Annotated in this window: 16 protein-coding genes; 5 read left to right on the forward strand and 11 right to left on the reverse strand. The window is 66.1% G+C overall.

What is annotated here, in order from left to right; all coding sequences use genetic code 11:
• Positions 1 to 64: 64 nt before the first annotated feature.
• The 4 genes from ACIGJG_RS02880 to ACIGJG_RS02895 are packed head-to-tail and all read right to left on the reverse strand — an operon-like array spanning position 65 to position 9,479.
• Positions 65 to 1,525: an efflux transporter outer membrane subunit gene (locus ACIGJG_RS02880; RefSeq protein ID WP_011296757.1), complete on the reverse strand. Its 1,461-nt coding sequence runs from the start codon at positions 1,523 to 1,525 to the stop codon at positions 65 to 67.
• A complete protein-coding gene (locus ACIGJG_RS02885) occupies positions 1,525 to 4,836 on the reverse strand; it encodes an efflux RND transporter permease subunit (protein WP_011296758.1) in 3,312 nt (1,103 codons plus the stop codon). The genes ACIGJG_RS02880 and ACIGJG_RS02885 overlap by 1 nt, the downstream gene beginning before the upstream one ends.
• A complete protein-coding gene (locus ACIGJG_RS02890) occupies positions 4,833 to 7,973 on the reverse strand; it encodes an MdtB/MuxB family multidrug efflux RND transporter permease subunit (RefSeq protein WP_011296759.1) in 3,141 nt (1,046 codons plus the stop codon). The genes ACIGJG_RS02885 and ACIGJG_RS02890 overlap by 4 nt, the downstream gene beginning before the upstream one ends.
• Positions 7,974 to 7,982: 9 nt before the next feature.
• Positions 7,983 to 9,479, reverse strand: coding sequence for an MdtA/MuxA family multidrug efflux RND transporter periplasmic adaptor subunit (locus ACIGJG_RS02895; protein WP_483672730.1), 1,497 nt, complete (start codon positions 9,477 to 9,479; stop codon positions 7,983 to 7,985).
• A gap of 338 nt (positions 9,480 to 9,817) precedes the next feature.
• On the opposite strand from ACIGJG_RS02895, the gene ACIGJG_RS02900 reads away from it, so the two are divergent.
• Entirely contained in the window at positions 9,818 to 10,549 is a 732-nt protein-coding gene (locus ACIGJG_RS02900; protein WP_011296761.1) for a response regulator, read from the forward strand.
• Positions 10,550 to 10,604: 55 nt separating this feature from the next.
• Positions 10,605 to 11,879 (forward strand): ATP-binding protein, encoded by a 1,275-nt coding sequence (locus ACIGJG_RS02905; RefSeq protein ID WP_041679479.1) that lies wholly within the window; start codon positions 10,605 to 10,607, stop codon positions 11,877 to 11,879.
• Between the two features lie 24 nt (positions 11,880 to 11,903).
• Here ACIGJG_RS02905 and plsY read toward each other — a convergent pair whose 3' ends face one another.
• The 6 genes from plsY to ACIGJG_RS02935 all read right to left on the reverse strand — a co-directional run bounded on the left by plsY (position 11,904) and on the right by ACIGJG_RS02935 (position 16,528).
• A complete protein-coding gene (gene plsY / locus ACIGJG_RS02910; RefSeq protein ID WP_011296763.1) occupies positions 11,904 to 12,512 on the reverse strand; it encodes a glycerol-3-phosphate 1-O-acyltransferase PlsY in 609 nt (202 codons plus the stop codon).
• A 112-nt stretch (positions 12,513 to 12,624) separates the two neighbouring features.
• Complete coding sequence (locus tag ACIGJG_RS02915) at positions 12,625 to 13,116, reverse strand: aminoacyl-tRNA deacylase (RefSeq protein ID WP_220631311.1); 492 nt, start codon at positions 13,114 to 13,116, stop codon at positions 12,625 to 12,627.
• 39 nt (positions 13,117 to 13,155) lie between these two features.
• Positions 13,156 to 14,073, reverse strand: a complete 918-nt coding sequence (xerD, locus tag ACIGJG_RS02920) for a site-specific tyrosine recombinase XerD (RefSeq protein ID WP_011296765.1) — start codon at positions 14,071 to 14,073, stop codon at positions 13,156 to 13,158.
• A gap of 62 nt (positions 14,074 to 14,135) precedes the next feature.
• The gene (locus ACIGJG_RS02925) at positions 14,136 to 14,615 is read right to left on the reverse strand and encodes a methylated-DNA--[protein]-cysteine S-methyltransferase (RefSeq protein ID WP_041679480.1); all 480 of its coding nucleotides are present in this window, start codon (positions 14,613 to 14,615) and stop codon (positions 14,136 to 14,138) included.
• 151 nt (positions 14,616 to 14,766) lie between these two features.
• Positions 14,767 to 15,735, reverse strand: a complete 969-nt coding sequence (locus ACIGJG_RS02930; RefSeq protein ID WP_011296767.1) for a tripartite tricarboxylate transporter substrate binding protein BugE — start codon at positions 15,733 to 15,735, stop codon at positions 14,767 to 14,769.
• Between the two features lie 112 nt (positions 15,736 to 15,847).
• Complete coding sequence (locus ACIGJG_RS02935) at positions 15,848 to 16,528, reverse strand: chalcone isomerase family protein (RefSeq protein WP_011296768.1); 681 nt, start codon at positions 16,526 to 16,528, stop codon at positions 15,848 to 15,850.
• Between the two features lie 116 nt (positions 16,529 to 16,644).
• Here ACIGJG_RS02935 and ACIGJG_RS02940 point away from each other — a divergent pair, with 116 nt between their 5' ends.
• The gene (locus tag ACIGJG_RS02940) at positions 16,645 to 17,538 is read left to right on the forward strand and encodes an AEC family transporter (RefSeq protein WP_041679822.1); all 894 of its coding nucleotides are present in this window, start codon (positions 16,645 to 16,647) and stop codon (positions 17,536 to 17,538) included.
• Here ACIGJG_RS02940 and queG read toward each other — a convergent pair.
• Complete coding sequence (queG, locus tag ACIGJG_RS02945; RefSeq protein WP_011296770.1) at positions 17,531 to 18,712, reverse strand: tRNA epoxyqueuosine(34) reductase QueG; 1,182 nt, start codon at positions 18,710 to 18,712, stop codon at positions 17,531 to 17,533. The two genes, ACIGJG_RS02940 and queG, sit on opposite strands and share 8 nt — an antisense overlap.
• Positions 18,713 to 18,728: 16 nt before the next feature.
• On the opposite strand from queG, the gene tsaE reads away from it, so the two are divergent.
• Positions 18,729 to 19,250, forward strand: a complete 522-nt coding sequence (gene tsaE, locus ACIGJG_RS02950) for a tRNA (adenosine(37)-N6)-threonylcarbamoyltransferase complex ATPase subunit type 1 TsaE (RefSeq protein ID WP_041679482.1) — start codon at positions 18,729 to 18,731, stop codon at positions 19,248 to 19,250.
• Positions 19,244 to 20,743 carry an N-acetylmuramoyl-L-alanine amidase gene (locus ACIGJG_RS02955; protein ID WP_011296772.1) on the forward strand — a complete coding sequence of 500 codons (1,500 nt, stop codon included), beginning with the start codon at positions 19,244 to 19,246 and terminating at the stop codon, positions 20,741 to 20,743. Before tsaE ends, ACIGJG_RS02955 begins: the two co-directional genes overlap by 7 nt.
• The last annotated feature ends 50 nt before the right edge of the window (positions 20,744 to 20,793 follow it).

Consider the following 20,793-nt stretch of genomic DNA (forward strand, 5'->3'; position numbering starts at 1 on the left):
AGAAGTAAGTCGCCGGCTACGCCGGCGAAACAGCGGCACTAGCCAAGAACGATAACCACGCAAATCACCGCTGTCCCACAGTCTCCACCCCACCATCCCCCTGATGCCACCCCCCGCCGAGCGCCTTGATCAGCACCACGCTAGCGGTGTATTGGCGTCCCATCAGGGTCAACGCAGTCCGCTCCGCCGTATAAGCCGTCGTCTGGGCGACCAGCACATCAAGCAAGCTGGCGGTGCCGGCGCGATACCGGTTATTGACGAGCGCTAACGCCTCCCGCGCCGCCCGTACCGCATCATTCTGCACAACCGATTCCTGCTCCAGCAGCCGCTGCGCAGCAAGGTTGTCCTCAACCTCCTGGAACGCCCCCAACACCGTCTGCCGATAGTTGGCCACGGTCTGGTCATAGGCCGCCACCGCCTGCGCCTTCGCAGCACTGCGCAGCCCACCATCAAACAGCGTCCCAGCCAGCCCGGCACCCACCGACCAGATCCTGTCGGGCAGCGACACCCAGCGCGCAAGCGTGCTCGCAGTCAGCCCGCCGCTGGCGGACAGCGACAGCGTCGGATAGTACGCAGCCTGTGCCACGCCGATCTGCGCATTCGCGGACGCCATCCGACGCTCGGCCGCACCAATGTCCGGCCGCCGTTCCAGAAGCTGCGACGGCACGGCCACCGGCACACGCGGCGGCGTGGAAGCGAAATCAGCCTGCCCGACCGACAGTTCCGCAGGCGGCTTGCCGATCAGCACGGCGATCGCATGTTCGAGCTGCGCGCGCGTGATCTGGATATCGAGCTGCTGCGCCTGCGCGCTCTTGAGCTGCGTTTCGGACTGCAGCACGTCAGACCTTTGCGCCGTGCCGGCCTTGTACTGGTTCTGGACCAGCTGCAGCGATTTCGCGTAGTCCGCCACCGTGCGGTCCAGTAGCGCTTTTTGCGCGTCGGCGATGCGCAGCAGGAAATAGCTTTGCGCGAGCGTTGCCTGCGTCGACAGCAGCGTCGAGGCAAGGTCTGCCTGGCTTGCCTGCGCGTTCGCTTCGCTGCTTTCCACCTGGCGACGTACGCGACCCCAGACGTCGAGTTCCCACGTGGCGCCGAGTGTGACGCTTTGGCCGCTGATCGTATTGCCGCTTGCGCCGCGCGCGCGCGACACGCCGGCCTGGGCATCGACGGTTGGGAAGAAGCCGGCCCGCGCTGCCTGCAGCGATGCCTGCGCCTGCCGGTACTGCGCCTCGGCGGCCTTGATGTTCTGGTTCGAGATCTGTACCTGCGACATCAGCCCGTCGAGCTGGCTGTCGCCGAATACCTGCCACCATTGTGGGCGGGCGTGCGCGTCCTGCGGCTCGGCGGTCTTCCACTCGCCGGTCCACCCTTCGGCGTCGGCGGGGGCTTCCTTGAAAGCGGGCGATGTCGGCGCGTCGGGCCGCTGGTAATCGGGGCCGACGGCGCAGCCGGCGAGCAGGAGCGCGCAGGCCAGCGGCACGGCGCCAAGGGAGAGGAAACGGGAAAGCGGATTCATCTTCATCATCAGGATTCGGTGCCGGCAGCCGGTGCGGAGCCGTGCGGGTTGCCGCGGCGGCGTTCGCGCCAGGCCTTCACTTTCAGGCGCCAGCGATCCAGCGTCAGGTAGACCACCGGCGTGGTGTACAGGGTCAGCAGTTGGCTCACCACCAGCCCGCCCACGATGGAGATGCCCAGCGGCGCGCGCAGCTCGGCACCGTCGCCACGGCCGATGGCCAGCGGTATCGCGCCCAGCAGCGCCGCCATGGTCGTCATCAGGATCGGGCGGAAGCGCAGCAGGCAGGCGCGGTGGATGGCATCGCGCGGGGACAGGCCTTCGCGCCGCTCCGCATCGATCGCGAAGTCGATCATCATGATCGCGTTCTTCTTCACGATGCCGATCAGCAGGATCACGCCGATCAGCGCGATGATGCTGAACTCCGTCTTGAACGCGAGCAGCGCCAGCAGCGCGCCCACGCCCGCCGAGGGCAGCGTGGACAGGATCGTCAGCGGATGGACGTAGCTTTCGTACAGCACGCCGAGCACGATGTAGATCGTGATGATCGCAGCGAGAATCAGGATCGGCTGGCTCTTTAGCGAGTCCTGGAACGCCTTGGCGCCGCCCTGGAAGTTCGCCTGCAGCGTCTCGGGCGCGCCGATCTGCGCCATGGCGCGCTTGATCGCATCGGTGGCCTGCGACAGCGAGAAGCCTTCTGCAAGGTTGAACGAGATCGTCGACGCCGCGAACTGGCCCTGGTGGTTCACGCCCAGAGGCGTACTGGTAGGCATCACCGAGGCGAACGCGGACAGCGGCACGCGGCGGCCGTTGCCCGTGACCACGTAGATATCGTGCAGCGCTTGCGGTCCCTGCAGGTACTCCTGGCTCAGCTCCATGACGACGCGGTACTGGTTGAGCGGGTTGTAGATGGTCGATACCAGGCGCTGGCCGAACGCGTCGTTGAGCACGGCGTCGACCTGCTGCGCCGTCACGCCGAGGCGCGATGCCGCGTCGCGGTCGATGATGACCGAGGTCTGCAGGCCCTTGTCGTTGGTGTCGGTGTCGACGTCTTCGATGCCCTTGATGTTGGAGATCGCTGCGCGCACCTTCGGCTCCCAGTCGCGCAGCACCTGCAGGTCGTCGGACTGCAGGGTGAACTGGTATTGCGAACTGCTCTGCCGACCGCCGACACGGATGTCCTGTACGGCCTGCAGGAACAGGTTGGCGCCCGGCTCCTTGGACAGCTTGACGCGCAATCGCGCAATGATGGCGTCGGCGCTTTCCTTGCGTTGCGACAGCGGCTTGAGCGTGACGAACATCTGGCCGGTATTGCGCTGCGAACCGCCGGTGAATCCGGTGACGTTCTCCACCGCCGGATCTGACTGGACGATCCGGATGAAGTTGTCCAGCTTGGGCTGCATGGCCTGGAACGAGGTAGCCTGGTCCGCGCGGATAAAGCCGATCAGCCGGCCCGTGTCCTGCTGCGGGAAGAAGCCCTTCGGCACGATCACGTAGAGCCACACATTGAGTGCCACGGTGGCCAGCAGGACCAGCCACACGACCGCGCTGTAGCGCAACGCGACGGCCAGCGTGCGTGCGTAGCTGTCATGCAGCCAGCGGAACACGTGTTCGCTCGCGCGGAAGAAGCGGCCCCGTTCTTCCTCGGGCACAGGCGTGCGCAGCAGGCGTGCGCACATCATCGGCGTGGTCGTCAGCGACACTACCAGCGAAACCAGGATCGACACCGACAGCGTGATCGCGAATTCCTGGAACAGGCGTCCGACAATGCCGCCCATCATCAGCAGCGGAATGAACACCGCGATCAGCGACAGGCTCATCGACAGCACCGTGAAGCCGACTTCACGGGCACCGCGCAGCGCGGCGGCCAGCGGCTTCATGCCTTCCTCGATATGGCGCGAGATGTTCTCGAGCACCACGATCGCATCGTCCACCACGAAGCCGGTGGCAATCGTCAGCGCCATCAGCGACAGGTTGTTCAGCGAGAACCCCGCCAGGTACATGACCCCGAACGTGCCGATCAGCGAAACCGGCACTGCCACGCTGGGGATGAACGTCGCGCGCACATTGCGCAGGAACAGGAACACCACCATGATCACCAACGCCACCGAGATCATCAGCGTGTGCTCGACTTCACGCAGCGACGCACGGATGGTCGGCGTGCGGTCCATCATCACTTCCATCGAGATGGCCCCGGGGATCATCTTCTGCAGCGTTGGCAGCATGTCGCGCACGCGGTCGACGGTCTCGATGATGTTCGCGCCCGGCGAGCGGTTGAGCACCAGCAGCACGGACGGCTTGCCGTTGGCGGAGCCCGCGTTGCGGATGTCCTGCACCGAGTCGACGACGCTTGCCACGTCCTGCAGGCGCACGGGCACCGCGAAGGAATTGGGACCGCTCGTCGTGTTGTTGCCGCCCGTGGCGCCACTGGTGACGGTGGTCGTGCCGCTGCTGGTCGTGATGGTGGTCACGGTCACACCGTTGACGACCTTGGTGCTCACGCCGCCCACTGCGGTCGCATTCGCGGTGCTGGCGATCAGCGCGCCGGCCGATGCCGACGAGAACGTGCCCGGCGTGGCGTAGCGGATGATCAGCGGCATGTAGTCGCTCGCCTTCATCGCCTGGTCGTTGGCGTAGACCTGCCAGTTGTTCGTGCGGTTCTCGACCGTGCCCAGCGGCCGGTTGGCGTTGGTGGCGCTGATGGTATTGCGCACATCCTCGAGCGAGATGCCGTACTTGTTCAGCGCCGTCGGGTTCAGTTCGACGCGCACCGCCGGCAACGACGAACCGCCAATCGTTACCTGGCCAACGCCTTCCACCTGCGACAGCTTCTGCGAAAGGATGGTCGACGCCGCGTCATAGAGCTGTCCACGCGTCATGGTCGGCGACGTCAGCGCAATGATCATGATCGGCGCGTCGGCCGGGTTCACCTTGCGGTAAGTCGGGTTGTTCGGCAGGCTGGTCGGCAGCGTCGCGCGCGACGCATTGATGGCCGCCTGCACATCGCGCGCGGCGCCGTCGATGTCGCGCGACAGGTCGAACTGCAGCGTCACGCGGGTCGAGCCGAGCGAGCTGCTCGACGTGATTTCCGTCACGCCCGCGATGGTGCCCAACGCGCGTTCCAGCGGCGTGGCCACCGTGGCGGCCATGGTCTCGGGGCTAGCGCCGGGCAGCGATGCCGAGACCGAAATGGTCGGGAAATCCACCTGCGGCAGCGGCGACACCGGCAGCAGCCGCAGCGCCGCCAGGCCCGCCAGCAAGATGCCGATGGTGAGCAGCGCCGTCGCGACCGGCCGGTGGATGAAGGTGGCGGACAGGTTCATCGCGGCCCCGCTGACGACGGATCGCCTTCATCGGTGCCGCCTTCTTCCGGATCACCGAAGCGGCGCTTGCGCCAGTCCTTGAGGCGGAAAGCCACGCGGTCGAAGGCCAGGTAGATCACCGGCGTGGTGAATAGCGTCAGCACCTGGCTCACGAGCAGGCCGCCGACCATGGTCACACCGAGCGGGCGGCGCAGTTCCGAGCCGATGCCGGTGCCGAGCATCATGGGCAGTGCCGCGAGCAGTGCGGCCATGGTGGTCATCAGGATCGGGCGGAAACGCAGCAGGCAGGCCTGGAAGATCGCCTCGCGCGGGGCCATGCCGCCTTCGCGCTCGGCTTCGAGCGCGAAGTCGATCATCATGATCGCGTTCTTCTTGACGATACCGATCAGCAGGATGATGCCAATGATCGCGATGATGCCGAGGTCCTGCCCCGCGAGCAGCAGCGCCAGCAGCGCGCCCACGCCGGCCGACGGCAGCGTGGACAGGATGGTCACCGGATGGATCGTGCTTTCATACAGCACGCCCAGCACGATATACATCGTCACCACGGCGGCCAGGATCAGCCACAGCGTGTTGGACAACGACGCGCGGAACGCCAGCGCGGCGCCCTGGAACTCGGTTTGCATCGAGATCGGCAGGCCCAGCTCGTTTTCCACCTTGGTGATCTTGTCGACCGCGGCGCCCAGCGATTCGCCCGGCGCCAGGTTGAACGAGATGGTCGCGGCCGGGAACTGGCCCTGGTGGTTGATCACGAGCGGACCCGTCCGTTCACTGATGCGCGCGAACGCGCCCAGCGGCACTTGTCCGCCGGACGAGGAGGGCAGGCGCAGTTCGGCGAGCGACTGCGGGTCCTTGCGGAACTCGGGCATGGTTTCCAGCACCACGCGGTATTGGCTCGACTGCGTGAAGATGGTCGATACCAGCCGCTGGCCGAATGCGCTGTACAGCGCGCTGTCGATCACGGCAGTCGTGATGCCGAAACGCGCGGCGGCGTCGCGATCGATGTCTACGTAGGCGCGCAGGCCGTTGTTCTGCTGATCGCTGGCGACATCGCGCAGTTCGGGCTCCTGGCGCAGGCGCTCGACCAGGCGCGGCACCCACGTCGCCAGGTTCTGCGGATCGGGGTCTTCCACCGTGAACTGGTACTGCGTGCGCGCGACGCGGTCTTCGATCGTCAGGTCTTGCACCGGTTGCGTGTACAGCGAGATGCCGCCGAGCTTTTCCACCGCGTGCTGCAGGCGCTGCGAGACCACGTCGATCGAATCGCGCTCGCCCTTGGGCTTGAGGTTGATCAGCATGCGCCCGGCGTTGAGCGTGGTGTTGGAGCCGTCCACGCCGATGAACGACGATACGCTCGCCACAGCAGGGTCTTCCGCGACCACCTTCGCCGCGGCCTGCTGCTTGATGCCCATGGCCTGGAACGAGGTGGTCTGCGTGGCTTCGGTGATGCCCTGAATCAGGCCGGTGTCCTGCACCGGGAAGAAGCCTTTGGGCACGAGCATGTACAGCAGCACGGTCAGCACCAGCGTGGCGACAGCGACCACCAGCGTTGCCTTCTGCCGATCCAGCACCCATTCGAGCGCCACGCCGTAGCGGTGGATCACGTTGTCGAAGAAACGCCCGGTCGCCTTGTGGAAGCGCGACTGCTGGTCTTCCGGCACATGGCGCAGCAGCCGCGCGCACATCATCGGCGTGAGCGTCAGCGACACCACGGCCGAGATCAGGATCGACACCGCCAGCGTGATCGCGAACTCGCGAAACAGGCGGCCGACCACATCGCCCATGAACAGCAGCGGGATCAGCACAGCCACCAGCGAAAACGTCAGCGAGATGATGGTGAAGCCGATCTGCTTCGAGCCCTTGAGCGCGGCTTCCATCGGGGAATCGCCTTCCTCGATGTAGCGCATGATGTTCTCGATCATGACGATGGCGTCGTCAACGACGAAGCCCGTGGCGATGGTCAGCGCCATCAGCGTCAGGTTGTTGATCGAGAAGCCGGCCATGTACATCACGCCGAACGTGCCGACGAGCGACAGCGGCACCGCCACACCGGGGATGATGGTGGCGGAGACGTTGCGCAGAAACACGAAGATGACCATCACCACGAGTGCGATGGCCAGGAACAGCTCGAATTCCACGTCATGCACCGACGCGCGAATTGTCGTCGTGCGATCGGTCATGAGCTGCGCGTGGACCGAAGCCGGCAGCGCGGTCTGCAGCTGCGGCAGCAGCGTCTTGATACGGTCCACCACCTCGATCACGTTGGCGCCCGGCTGGCGCTGGATATTGAGGATGATCGAAGGGTTGCCGTTGGCCCAGGCGGCCAGCCGGTTGTTTTCGGGACCGTCGACGATCTCGGCGACGTCGGTAATGCGGATCGGCGCGCCGTTCTGGTACGCGATGATGATCTGCTTATACTCGTCGGCCGAACGCAGCTGGTCGTTGGCGTCGATGGTGGAAGCGCGCGCCGGGCCGTCGAAGCTGCCCTTGGCGCCGTTCACGTTGGCCGCGCCGATGGCTGTGCGCAGGTCATCGATCGACATGCCCAGCGACGCGAGCGCGGTGGGGTTCGCCTGGATGCGCACGGCGGGGCGCTGCCCGCCGCTGATCGTGACCAGACCCACGCCCTGGATCTGCGAAATCTTGGCCGCTACGCGGGTGTCCACCATGTCCTGCAGCTTGGGTAGCGGCAGCGTGTCGGACGTCATCGCAATGGTCATGATCGGCGCGTCGGCCGGATTGACCTTGCTGTAGACCGGCGGCATCGGCAGGTCCGACGGCAGCAGGTTGCTGCCGGCATTGATGGCCGCCTGCACCTCCTGCTCGGCCACGTCCAGCGGCAGCGTCAGTTCGAACTGCAGCGTGATCACCGACGCGCCGCCCGACGAGGACGACGACATCTGCTTGAGCCCCGGCATCTGCCCGAACTGCCGCTCCAGCGGCGCGGTGATCGACGAGGTCATCACGTCGGGGCTCGCGCCCGGATAGAGCGTGGTGACCTGGATGGTGGGGTAGTCCACCTCGGGCAGCGCGGACAGCGGCAGCAGCCGGTAGGCCACCAGCCCCGAGAGCAGGATGGCCAGCATCAGCAGCGCCGTGGCTACCGGGCGCTCGATGAAGAGGCGTGACGGGTTCATGCGGATTCCTTACGGCTGGCGGCGGGGAGCAGGAGCCTCGGCCGCGGCGCCGCTCGCATCGGCGCCGGACCCGGCACCTTCGCGCTGGCGGCGATGTTCACCCTGCGGCGCGCTGGCGCCGCGCTCTCCACGTTCTCCTTGAGCGCCGCTGGCGCCGCCCCAGCTGCCGCCATCGCGGCGGCGTCCGCGCCCGCGCGGCTGGCTGGCCGGCACGAGTTGGGCCGCGCGGGCGGCCGGGTCCACAGCTTCCACGGTCATGCCTTCCTTGAGGCGATCGGCGCCGTCCACTACCACGCGCTGGCCGGGCTCCACGCCCTTGAGCACAGCGGTACGGTTGCCGTCGCTGGGACCGAGCGTGACGACCTGCACCCTGACCTTGCTGCTGTCGTCGACGACGTAGACGAAGGTGCCTTGCTGTCCGCGCTGCACGGCCGCGACCGGGATCACGGTCGCGTCCTTGAGCGTGTCCACGCGCGTGCGCACATTGACGAACTGGTTAGGGAACAGCATGCCGTCGGCGTTCGGGAAGATGGCCTTCATCTTGACCGTGCCGGTGGTGGTGTCGATCTGGTTGTCGGTGGTCAGCAGCGTGCCGTCGCCAAGCTGGTTGCGCATCTGGCGGTCCCAGGCCTGCACCGGCATTTTCTCGCCCGAATTGAGCTTTTTCAGCACAGCGGGCAGGCTGTCCTCGGGAATGGTGTAGAGCACGGCAATCGGCTGGATTTGCGTGATCAGCGCAATGCCGTTGGTATCCGACGTATTGACGATATTGCCGGGATCCACCTGGCGCAGGCCGATGCGGCCCGACACCGGCGCCACGACGTTGGTGTAGCCGAGCTGCAACCGCGCATTGTCCACATTGCCCTGGTCGGTCTTGACCACGCCTTCATACTGGCGCACCAGCGCATCCTGCGTATCGACCTGCTGGCTGGAAATCGAATCCTGCTGCAGCAGCGTGCGGTAGCGCTTCTGGTCCAGCCGTGCGTTCTGCAGCAGCGCCTGGTCGCGCGCGAGCTGGCCCACGGCCTGGTCGAACGCGGCCTGGAACGGACGCGGGTCGATTTCCGCGAGCACGTCGCCGGCCTTGACCATCTGGCCTTCCTTGAACAGCACCTTGAGCAGCGGCCCCGACACCTGGGCGCGCACGGTGACGTTGGACACGGGTGTGACGTTGCCCAGGCCGTTCAGGGTCACGTCCATGTCGCGCTGCGCGACCGTGGACACGACCACCGGTGAGCGCGGGGCACCGGGGCCGCCCGGCCCGCCGCGGCCACCGGCGCCCGGGCCACTTGCGCCCCCCGGCCCGCCGGGCCCGCGCGCGCCCTGTGTCCCCTGTGCGTCCGCACCGGCGCCGCGATGGCTGTACCAGTACCAGCCGCCGCCGGCAAGCAGTACGACGAGGGCCGCGGCGATCAGCTTGCGCCGTGGCGAACCGGCCGGGCCGGGGACCTCCGGCGGGCGGGACGGCGGGATAGGTTGTTGTTGGCCTTGTTCGGGGTTGGGCATTTCCGGAATCCTGGAAGCGGCGCGCAATGCGCCGGCGTTCTTCGCGCCGTCGTGGGCGCGGCGATGCTGCAGTATGCCGCATCAGGTGCGGCACTCGCCCCATCTGGCGTGGGGTTCTGCCCAAGCGGGCAGCGGCCTTGTGGGTTTGGCCGCGGCAGAGTAAGAACCGGGTTCTGAACCTGCCATGCCGCAAGGATAATGTGAGACGCCGGATGCACGTGTTTCCGCGAAGCCCGCGTTTATTACAGAGAATTACCAGCCCCGCCTGTGTAATCTCCAGAAACAAAGCCGCGAGCCGGATTCGGCAGGACAGCGGCCAGCCTGACTATCATGTGCCTATGCGAACGAACCAGCCCACCCAGATCCTTGTCGTCGACGACGACCCTGAATTGCGCGATCTGCTGCGCGAGTACCTGACCCAGCAAGGGTTTGCGGTCTCGGTACTGCACGATGGCGACGGCCTGCAGGCGCGCCTCGAGCGCGAGCGCCCGGCGCTGATCGTGCTGGACCTGATGATGCCGAAGGTCGATGGACTGACTGCACTGCGCAATCTGCGTGCCAAGAACGACGACATTCCGGTGATCCTTTTGACCGCGCGCAGCGACGAGATCGACCGCATCGTCGGCCTCGAGATCGGCGCCGACGATTACCTTGGCAAGCCGTTTTCGCCACGCGAGCTGCTCGCGCGCATCAATGCCGTGCTGCGCCGCAAGCTCGCACGGCCGGCGGCCGCACCGGAAGACCGCGAATCGATCGCGTTCGGGCCGTTCCGCGTGAACTTCCGCCAGCGCTCGCTGCAGCGAGCGGGCCAGGTGCTGTCGATCAGCGACACAGAATTCGCGCTGCTCAAGCTGCTGCTGATGCATCCGCTCGAAGTGCTCTCGCGCGAGCGCATTGTCGAGCTGATGTATGGCACCGCCAGCGGCATCAGCGACCGCGGCATCGATGTGCAGATCTGGCGCTTGCGCCGGCTGCTCGACGAAGACGCTCAGCGCCCGCGCTACATCCAGACCGTGCGCGGACGCGGCTACACGTTCGTACCGGACGAAGCCGAAGAAATTCCGCAGTAACGCCTGTCGCCTCTGTCGCCCGTCCGGCGGCAGGGCGGCAATGACGAGTCCTGACATGAAGTTGCGTATTGATACCCTGTTTGGCCGCATAGCACTGCTGATTGCCGCCGTGCTGGTGATCAGCCATTTCTCGTGGCTGGCAATCCTGCGCATGGACCGGCGCCAGCAGCAGGTCGACTATTCGGTCGAGCAGATGCTGTTCCAGTTCGCCAGCATCCAGCGCGCGCTCGACGCGCGCCCGCCCGTGCCGCTGCCAAGCCTGGTCGAAGTGGCCAGCGAGGCCAGTGCCGAACAACATACCGTCGTACCCAAGGGCCGCTCGCGACGGCTCGTGGAGCAGTTCATCACGCGGCTGCCGCAGGGCACCGAGATCCGGGTCGAAGACGAAGCCACGCCGCGGCTGTGGATCAAACTGCCGACGCGCAGCAACTGGATCGCGATGCCGATCCTGTGGGTCCACAATCCGCCGCCCGACAACCGCCTGGTGCCGGGCGTGATGCTCGTGGTGGGCGTCGCCATCATCTTTGCACTGCTGATTGCATGGCAGATCCAGCGGCCCGTGCGCGATATGGCGGCCGCGGCCGAGCAGCTTTCACGCCAGCAGCCGGTGGCGCCGCTGCGCGAACGCGGGCCGCATGAACTGCGCCAGCTGATCGAGCGCTTCAACCGCATGGTGGCGGACCTCACCCGTATCGACCAGGAGCGCAACACCATGCTGGCCGGCATCGCGCACGACCTGAAAACGCCGCTCGCACGGTTGCGGCTGCGTGCCGAGATGCTGTCCGACCCGAAGGCCGCGGCAGGCGTCACGCGCGATGTCGAATCCATGTCGGCGATCGTGGAGCAGTTCCTGAGCTTTGCGCAAAGCAGCGAGCCGACGGCGCGGCCGGTGCCGGTGGATCGGCGTATCCACGAGCTCGCGGCGTCGCTGGCCGAGCAGGAACGGCAGGTGGTGCTGTCGCTCAATGCCGGCGAGGGCTTCCGCATGATCGCGACGCAGCTCGACCGCATCGTCGGCAACCTCGTCGACAATGCTTACGCCTACGGCCAGGCGCCGGTGTGCGTGGCGACCTCTCGTACGGCCGAAGGCTTCTGCCTTACGGTGGAAGACCAGGGACCGGGCATTCCGGACGCTGACATGGAACGCGTCACACTGCCGTTCGTGCGGCTCGATCCGGCACGCGGTGGTAACGCGCATTCGGGACTCGGACTGGCGATCGTCGATCGCCTGGTGCGGCAGGCGGGAGGGAGGTTGTCGCTCCTCAACCGAGCCGAAGGCGGCCTGCGCGTGGAGATGCAGTTCCCGGTGTCGATGGCGCAGGCAGCCTGATCACCCGCGCTCCAGGGAACGCGTTCAGACCTTCTTCTTCTCGCCGATGCGGCTTTCCTTGCCGGTCAGCAGCTTGGCAATGTTCTGGCGGTGGCGCGCGATCAGCAGGATGGCGATGATCAGCACGGCGCCGGCCATGGCGTCGATGCCTTCCATGAGCACGTAGAAGACCGGCGCGAAAATCGCCGCGACCAGCGCGGCCAGCGACGAATAGCGGAAGAAGAACGCGATGATCACCCAGGTCGCCAGCGTGGCCAGCCCCAGGATCGGGTTGATCGCCAGCAGGACGCCCGCCGCAGTGGCCACACCCTTGCCACCGGCAAAGCGGTGGAACACCGGGAACAGGTGGCCCAGGAACACGGCCAGTGCGACCATCGCCAGGCCATTGTCATCGAGACCGTAGGCAGGCCCGAAGCGGCTCGCCAGCCAGACCGCCAGCCAACCTTTGAGCCCGTCGCCGATCAGCGTGAAAATCGCCGCCTTCTTGTTGCCGGTGCGCAGCACGTTGGTTGCGCCGGGATTGCCGGAACCGTAGGTGTGCGGATCAGGCAGGCCCATGACCTTGCTGACGACGACGGCGAAGGACACCGATCCGATCAGGTAGGCGGCGAGGGCGAAGAGCAGGTTGGCCATGAGGGGATACGCGCGGCAGTGACTGCCTTGTCTGGAATTGGCGGGATTGTAGCGCGGCGGCGGGGTCGCCACGACCGTGACTTCCCCAATATCCGCGAGCGGCGCGGGCGGTTCAGTCAGGCAGCGCGCATTCCACGGCCTTCGCATCGGCCAGCGTGGTCAGCAGCTTCGGGTCCAGGCTGACCAGATAGCCGCGCCGGCCGCCGTTGATATAGATCTTCTCCAGCGCCAGTACCGTCGACTCGACATAGACGGGCATGCGCTTCTTTGTGCCGAATGGCGACGTGCCGCCCACCATGTAGCCGCTGTGCCGCTGCGCGACCTCGGGCTTGCAGGGCTGCACGCTCTTGCAGCCGATCTGGCGCGCCAGGTTCTTGGTGGAGACCGAACAGTCGCCATGCATCAACACGACCAGCGGCTGCGCGCGCTCGTCTTCCATGATCAGCGTTTTGACGACATCGTGCTCCGGCACGCCGAGCTGACGGGCGGATTCGCCGGTGCCGCCGTGGTCCACGTAGTCGTACGGATGCTCGCCGAAGGCGACGTTGTGGCGGCGCAGGAACTGCGTGGCCGGGGTTTCGGAGATATGTTTCGCTTTGCTCATTGTCGCTTCTCGTCGCGCCAGGGGCGAGCCCGGCTCGTCTTACCCGCGTGGATGGTGCTGCTGGTGCAGTTCGCGCAGCCGTTCGCGCGCCACGTGGGTGTAGATCTGTGTAGTGGAGATATCGGCATGGCCAAGCAGCAGTTGCACCACGCGCAGGTCGGCGCCGTGGTTCAGCAGGTGCGTGGCAAACGCATGCCGCAGCGTATGCGGCGACAGCGGCGCGGTAATGCCGGCATCGCGCGCATGGCGCTTGATCAGGTGCCAGAACGCCTGACGCGTCATGCCCTCGCCACGCTGCGTGACGAATAGCGCGTCGCACGCGCGGCCGGCAAGAAGGGCAGGGCGCGCGCTCCCCAGATAGCGGCGCAGCCAGTCGCTGGCCTGCATGCCGAAAGGCACCAGCCGCTCCTTGTCGCCCTTGCCGCCAACCACGCGCGCAACGCCTTCGTTCAGGCCGATCTCGACGGTTTTCATCTGCGTCAGCTCCGACACGCGCAGTCCGCTCGCGTACATCAGCTCGAGCATGGTGCGGTCGCGCAGGCCGAGCGGCGTGGTGGTGTCGGGCGCTTCGAGCAGCGCTTCAACCTGCGCTTCGCTTAGCGTCTTGGGCACGCGCGGCGGCTGCTTGGCGGGGCGCAGCAGGATGCACGGATCGGCCTCGATCATTTGCTCGCGCAGTGCCCACTGGTAGAAGCGGCGGAATACAGCGAGCCGGCGGTTCGAGGATGAGGCGCGGGTCTCGGGGTGCCGCGCCAGGAAATAGGCGTTCAGTTCCGTGTCGCCGATGCCCAGCAAGCCGCCATTGCTGGACTGATGCAGCCAGCGCGCGAGCATCGACAGATCGCGCCGATAGGCGTCCATGGTGTTGCGCGACAGGCCATCCTCCAGCCACAGTGCGTCGCAGAAACGGCTGACGAGATCGAGTTCGGGGGCGATGGCCGCATCGAGGGCGACCATCTCCGCATCGGCATGCACCGCGCGCGGCTTGCGTGTGGTCTGGCTTGCGCCGGCCGGGCGCTTCATATCAGCATGGCGCCTTCATGGCGCAACAGCCAGCGTTTCACTTCCAGATGGAAACCGTCCTCGGCATGGTGGGCAAAGCCGCCGATGCCGCTGGCAGACACCACGCGATGGCACGGAATCACGATCGGCAGCGGGTTCTGCCCGCAAGCCTGCCCCACCGCCCGCGCGACGCCCCCAAGCTTGCGCGCGATATCGCCATACGTAGTCAGGCCGCCGCGCGGCACCGCGCAGATCGCTTGCCACACCTGCTGCTGGAACGGCGTGCCGGCAATGGCCAGCGGCACATCAAAGGTCGCGCCGGCATCGGCGTAATAGGCATCCAGCTGCGCGGCAAGGCGCAGAATCACGTCACTGCGCGGCGCAATGCTTTCGACGTCCTCAGGCAGATAAAAAATCTCCCGGATCCGCACATCGTCGGCACGCACGCCGACCTTGCCAAAAGGCGCAGGAAGAATGGCGTCGAAGGGAGCAGGCATGGCAATAGCATCGAGGGAAGCCTGGATTTTAATCGTTTTACCGGGATTGACGGCAACCGAGGCGAGGGACCCGAAGAACCCATTCACGCGATAAGGCAACCCAAAAGAAAAAGCCGCCCGCAGGCGGCCAGTACAAGGCAAAGAGAGCCTTTTACTGCTCCAACTTAATATTCTGCACCTTCACCAGATTCTTCATCTTGTCGAACTCCTTCTTGATCTCCGCCGCATGCTGCGCCGGTGAGTTACCCGAAGGCTCGGCGCCCGCGGCACGCAGACGTTCCTGGAAACCCTTGTCCTGTAGCGCCTTCACCGCAGCTTCATTGAGCTTCTTGATCACATCGTCAGGCGTGCCGGCAGGCGCCACCAGGCCATACCACGCCGGATCGTTGGGCTCCTTCAGCCCCATCTCGCCAAAAGTCGGCACGTCCGGGAGCGAATCGAGCCGCTTGTTCCACGCCACCACGATCGGGCGCAGCTTGCCGGCCTTGATGTAAGGCATCGACGAGGGCAGGTTATCCACCATGATCGGCACCTGGCCGGCCAGCACGTCGTTCAGCGCCGGGCCCGCGCCACGGTACGGGATATGCACCATGAAGGTCTTGGTCGATACCTTGAACTGCTCGCCCAGCATGTGGCCGAACGCGCAGGTGCCCGACGTGGCGTATGAATACTTGCCCGGATTGGCCTTCAGCACGGCGAGGAACTCCTTGTAGTTCTTGGCCGGGAAGTTCGGGTTCACCGCGATCACGTTGGCCACGTTGGCCAGGTTCGTGACGGGCTTGAAGTCCTTGATCGGGTCGTACGACAGCTTCGGGTTGCAAGCCGGGTTCACGGCCATGGTCGAGACGGTCGAGATGCCGATCGTGTAGCCGTCCGGGGCAGCCTTGGCGATGGCGTCGGCGCCGATCGAGCCGCCGCCGCCGGCGCGGTTTTCCACCACGACGGGCTGGCCGAGAATGCGGCTCATCTGGTCAGCGGCGCCGCGGCCGACGATGTCGGTGGTGCCGCCAGGCGCAAACGGAATGATCAGGCGGATGGGCTTGCTCGGAAAGCTCTGCGCTTGCGCAATGGAGGCCGCGGTGGCCAGGGCGAGGGTCAGGGCAATTTTGCCAGCTTGCATGAGATCGAATCTCCCGTCAGGAAAGTCCGGGCTGGGGGTGATGCCCGGAAGAAAACGCCGCTGCCTTGCCGCAGGTGGCGGCAAGGCAGCAGCAACATCTGGTCAGGCGGGCTCAGCCACCCAGCAGGCCGCGTTTGACGTCCCGGTCCACGGGATGTTCGCCGAGGAAGACGCGCAGCACGGCCTGGTAGAAGTCGTCGCCGGGAATCGGGCGGCCGCGCGGGGTGCCGTTGATGGCGACCACCGTACCGGCGTCCGGCGAAAAGTCGAAATTGATCACGTCGCCCTTGCGCGCCGTGCCGACCTGATCAATGGTGTGTTCGAACTGGACCATCCGCGCTGACAGCATCTGCATCTGCAGTTCGCTGTGGTTTTCACGCATGCCTTTCTGGATGGCCCGTGAAAGTGCGGTGGGTTCGACTTCGCGCAGCATGCGGAGCTGCAACCGCTTGGTACCCGGCGTGCCGAGTACCACAGTGGCGTTGCGGCCCTTCTCGGGCAGGTAGAGCGCCGCCACATAACCCTTGAGCAGCAGTCCCGAACGCAGCGCCGTGCCATTGAGCTGCAGTACCTTGCCTGACACGCGGGCCGCGTCGTCAAAGCGCAGCCCCTCGATTTCCGTCGCACCAGCCGGCACCAGGACGCCAAACGCCACGCCCGCGGCGAGCATGGCCAGCAGACGGCGCGGGGTCTGGCGGGGTCGTGAAAGCGGGTGCGGGGCGCTAAGCGGGCCCGACGATGGCGAGTTACGGCGGTGCAGCATAGGGGGCAGGCGTACAACTTGGTATGCCATGCTGGCTCATTTCTGGAAAAATACCTATCCGGATCTGCCCTAGTCTGCACATTCCGTCTCTTTTCCCCGCAGTGCCAGGCGGCCCCGGCCGCGACAATAACGACAACATTCACGAGATGTCTTCCGCCCTCCTGCTGGTTCCCGACTTCAGCCTGATCCTGATCGGCTGGTTGCTGGTCCGTTATTCACCATTCGACCGTGCCTTCTGGGGTGGTGTGGAGCGCCTGGTTTATTTCGTGCTGTTTCCCGCGCTGCTGCTGCAGTCGACCAACAGCGCGGTGTTCGATTTTTCATCGACCTCGGCCATGCTCGGGCTCGCGCTCACTGTCATGGCGTTCGGCATGGTTGGCGGCTACGCCGTCAAATGGGTGCTGCGCCCTGACGCCGTGGATTTCGCCTCGGGCCTGCAGACGGCGTTCCGCTTCAACTCGTATATCGGACTGGCGCTGGCCTCGCGCCTCGGTGGCAGCGAAGGGCTCGCGCTGATGGCCGTAATCGTGGGCTGCACGGTGCCGCTGTGCAATGTGGCCGCGGTCTGGGCGCTGGCGCGCCATGGCGATACGCGGCTGTGGAAAGAGCTCGCGCGCAATCCGCTGATCCTCGCTACCGCCGGCGGACTGCTGACCAATTTGCTGGGGCTGCACGCGCCCGAGGTACTGGCCATGACACTGAACCGGCTGGGCTCGGCATCGACGGCGCTCGGCCTGATGACGGTGGGCGCAGGACTGCAGATGAGCGGCGCGACCGGTACCGTCGGCCCCGTCGCGTGGTGGACCGGCATCAAGCTGCTGGCCATGCCGTGCCTGGCCTGGCTGGCAGGCCGCCTGCTGCCGCTGACGGAGTTGCAGTACCAGATCGTGGTGCTGTACGCCTCGCTGCCCACGGCATCGAGCGCCTATATCCTCGCCGTGCGCATGGGCGGCAACGGGCCCATGGTGGCCGCGACGATATCGGTGATGACGGTCGCGGCGATCGTGACTACGCCGATCTGGCTCGCTCTGGTCAGCTGACGGCCCGGCCCTGCGCGAGGGCCCAGTCGAGGTGCTCGCGCACGAGCGGCGTGGCATCGGCAAGACGGCTTTCCAGCGCTGTGCGAATGCGCTCAGCGAGTTCGCGGTCCTGGGGGCGTTGACCCGAAGCCGCGGCGCGCAGGCTGTTGCCGAGTCCCACAGCAAGATTGCGCAACCAGCGTTCATGGCCGATACGGCGGATCGGGCTGCCTTCCAGGCGCAGGTTGAACTCGGCCTCGGTCCACAGGAACAGGTCGACCATGTCGGCGGCGTCGAAGCCGTTGCGCACATCGAAATCGGGCAGCGTGGCCCGGTGCGCGAACTTGTTCCACGGGCAGGCGAGCTGGCAATCATCGCAACCGTACACGCGGTTGCCCATCGGTGCGCGAAATTGCTCGGGGATCGGGCCCTTGTGCTCGATGGTCAGGTAAGAAATACAACGGCGTGCGTCGAGCTTGTAGGGTGCGAGGATCGCGCGCGTCGGGCAGATGTCGATGCAGCGGTGGCAATTGCCGCAATGCGACGCTTCGGGCGGATCGGCGGGCAACGGGATATCGACCAGGATCTCGCCAAGGAAGAACATCGAGCCGCCGTCGCGGTCCAGCAGCAGCGTGTGCTTGCCGCGCCAGCCGAGGCCGCCCTGGCTGGCCAGCGCGACTTCCATCACCGGCGCCGAATCGGTAAAGACGCGATAGCCGAACGGGCCGATGGCGCCCTCGATGCGGCTCGCGAGCTGCTGGAGCCGGTTGCGCAGCACCTTGTGGTAGTCGCGGCCCCGCGCATAGAGCGAAAGCACGGCAGTCGAGGGATCGTCGAGTCTCGCCAGTTCGTGCCGGCGCCAGTCCGGTGTGGCCGGGGCTGGGAGATAGGGCATGCGCGCGACGATCGCCCGCACCGTTCCGGGCACGAGTTCCGCGGGACGGGCGCGCCGAGGGCCATGGTTCGCCATATAATCCATGTCGCCGTGGTACCCCTGCGCCAGCCATGCCATTAGCCCGGGCTCGGCATGGCCGAGATCGACGTCGGCGATCCGCACCGAGGCAAAACCGAGTTCGGTGCCCCAGTCCCGGATCGATTGCACGAGCGCCTCCAGGCCGTCTGTGCCGGCTGCATCGGCAGCGGCTGCAGGCAGTGGAACGGGAGCGCCTGGCGCTTCGGATGCTCGCTCTGTCATCCCTGAATTGTACGCAATGCCCCTGCTCGAAGAACGTTCCCTGACGCTGACCGACGAAGCCGCCACCGCGCGCCTCGGTGCCGCGCTCGCCGGCGTGGTGCGCGAGTTGCCGCCCACGACCGTGCATGTGCAGCTCTCGGGCGACCTGGGGGCGGGCAAGACCACGCTGTCGCGCGCGATCCTGCGGGCGCTGGGCCATGCGGGCAAGGTCCGCAGCCCGACCTATACGCTGTGCGAGCCCTACGACGTCGCGCGCGCCGATGGTTCGCCGCTTACTGTCTACCACTTTGACCTGTACCGGTTTGCCGATCCGGAAGAGTGGATCGATGCCGGATTCCGCGACTGCTTCGCCGAACCGGCGTTCAATCTCGTCGAGTGGCCCGAGAAGGCCGGCCGACTGCTCGGGGAACCGGATCTGCACGTGTTGCTCCAATCGGACATGCCCGCTGCCGATATGAGCGATACGGCAGCCGAGCGGCGGATCGCGACGTTGCGCGCCTATACTCCCACTGGAATTACCTTGCTGAACGCATGCTGATCAAGCGACTCGCCACCGACCGACCCGATGGACCCGACGGACTGCTGCAGGCCCGGCGCAAATGGATCGCGCAATGCCTGAAATTCAGCGCCGGCACGGCCGTGCTCACGCTGGCGGGGCCGCAGCTGGTCTTTGGCGCTGGCATCGTCGCGGTACGTGTCTGGCCCGCGGAAGACTACACCCGCGTCACGATTGAATCCGACACGCCACTGGTTGCGGTGCACCGGATGGTGCGTGATCCGGACCGGCTGGTGGTGGACATCGACGGTCTCGACCTCTCGCCCACGCTGCGCGAACTCGTGGCCAAGATCACGCCGAACGACCCGTATATCCAGACCGTGCGCGTCGGCCAGAACCGCCCGCGCGTGGTCCGCATGGTGTTCGACCTCAAGGAAAACGTCGCGCCGCAGGTGTTCACGCTGCTGCCGATCGGCAGCTACAAGAACCGCCTGGTGTTCGACCTGTACCCGGTCAATCCGCCTGATCCCCTATGGAAACTGGTGCGCGACACCGAGGAAAAGCAACGCCGCTTCGCCACCAGCGCGTCGCCGACTGGTGCCGATGGTGTGGCCGGTGCCCCTGCCGGCGCCGAGGAAGATGCCATCGGCGCGCTGGTGCGCAAGTTCGATGAAAAGGGCGATGTGCCGGCAACCACGGCGCCACCGCCCGCCATTGCCGCGGCCAAGCCGCCGAAGCCATCAGTGCCGGTCGTGCCCAAGCCCAACGCGCCGGTGGTGCCGCCCGTCGCGCAGAACGACCCGACCGCGGAGCGTCCGTTCAAGATGCGCCGCCTGCTGACGGTGGCGATCGATCCGGGCCATGGCGGTGAAGATCCCGGCGCCATCGGCGCCTCGGGCTCGCGCGAAAAGGACGTGGTGCTGCAGATCGCGCATCGCCTGCGCGCGAAGATCGACGCGCAGCCGAATATGCGTGCCATGATGACGCGCGACGCGGATTTCTTCGTGCCGCTGAACGTACGCGTGCAGAAGGCGCGGCGCGTGCAGGCCGATTTGTTCGTGTCGATCCACGCCGATGCGTTCCTGTCGCCGGAAGCGAAGGGCGCCTCGGTGTTCGCGCTGTCCGAGCGCGGGGCGTCGAGCACGGCCGCGCGCTGGCTTGCCAACAAAGAAAACTCATCCGACCTGATCGGTGGCGCCAACCTCAACAAGGACGCGCAGGTCGCCCGCGTGCTGCTGGACCTGTCCACCACGGCGCAGATCAACGACAGCCTGCAGGTAGGCAAGGCGGTGCTGCAGGAAATCGGCGGCATCAACCGCCTGCACAAGGGCAGCGTGGAACAGGCGGGGTTTGCGGTGCTGAAGGCGCCGGACATTCCGTCGATCCTCGTCGAGACCGCGTTCATCAGCAATCCCGAGGAAGAGCGCAAGCTCAATGACGATTCGCATCAGGAGCAGCTCGCTAATGCGATCTTGCGCGGGATTCGGAGCTACTTTGCGAAGAATCCACCGTTGTCGAAAAATCCGTCGGTTTGATGGGGGCGAGGCGAGGAAAATAAAAACGGGGGACATGTCCCCCGTTTTTT

The organism is Cupriavidus sp. C1SS-2L, from assembly GCF_057073735.1.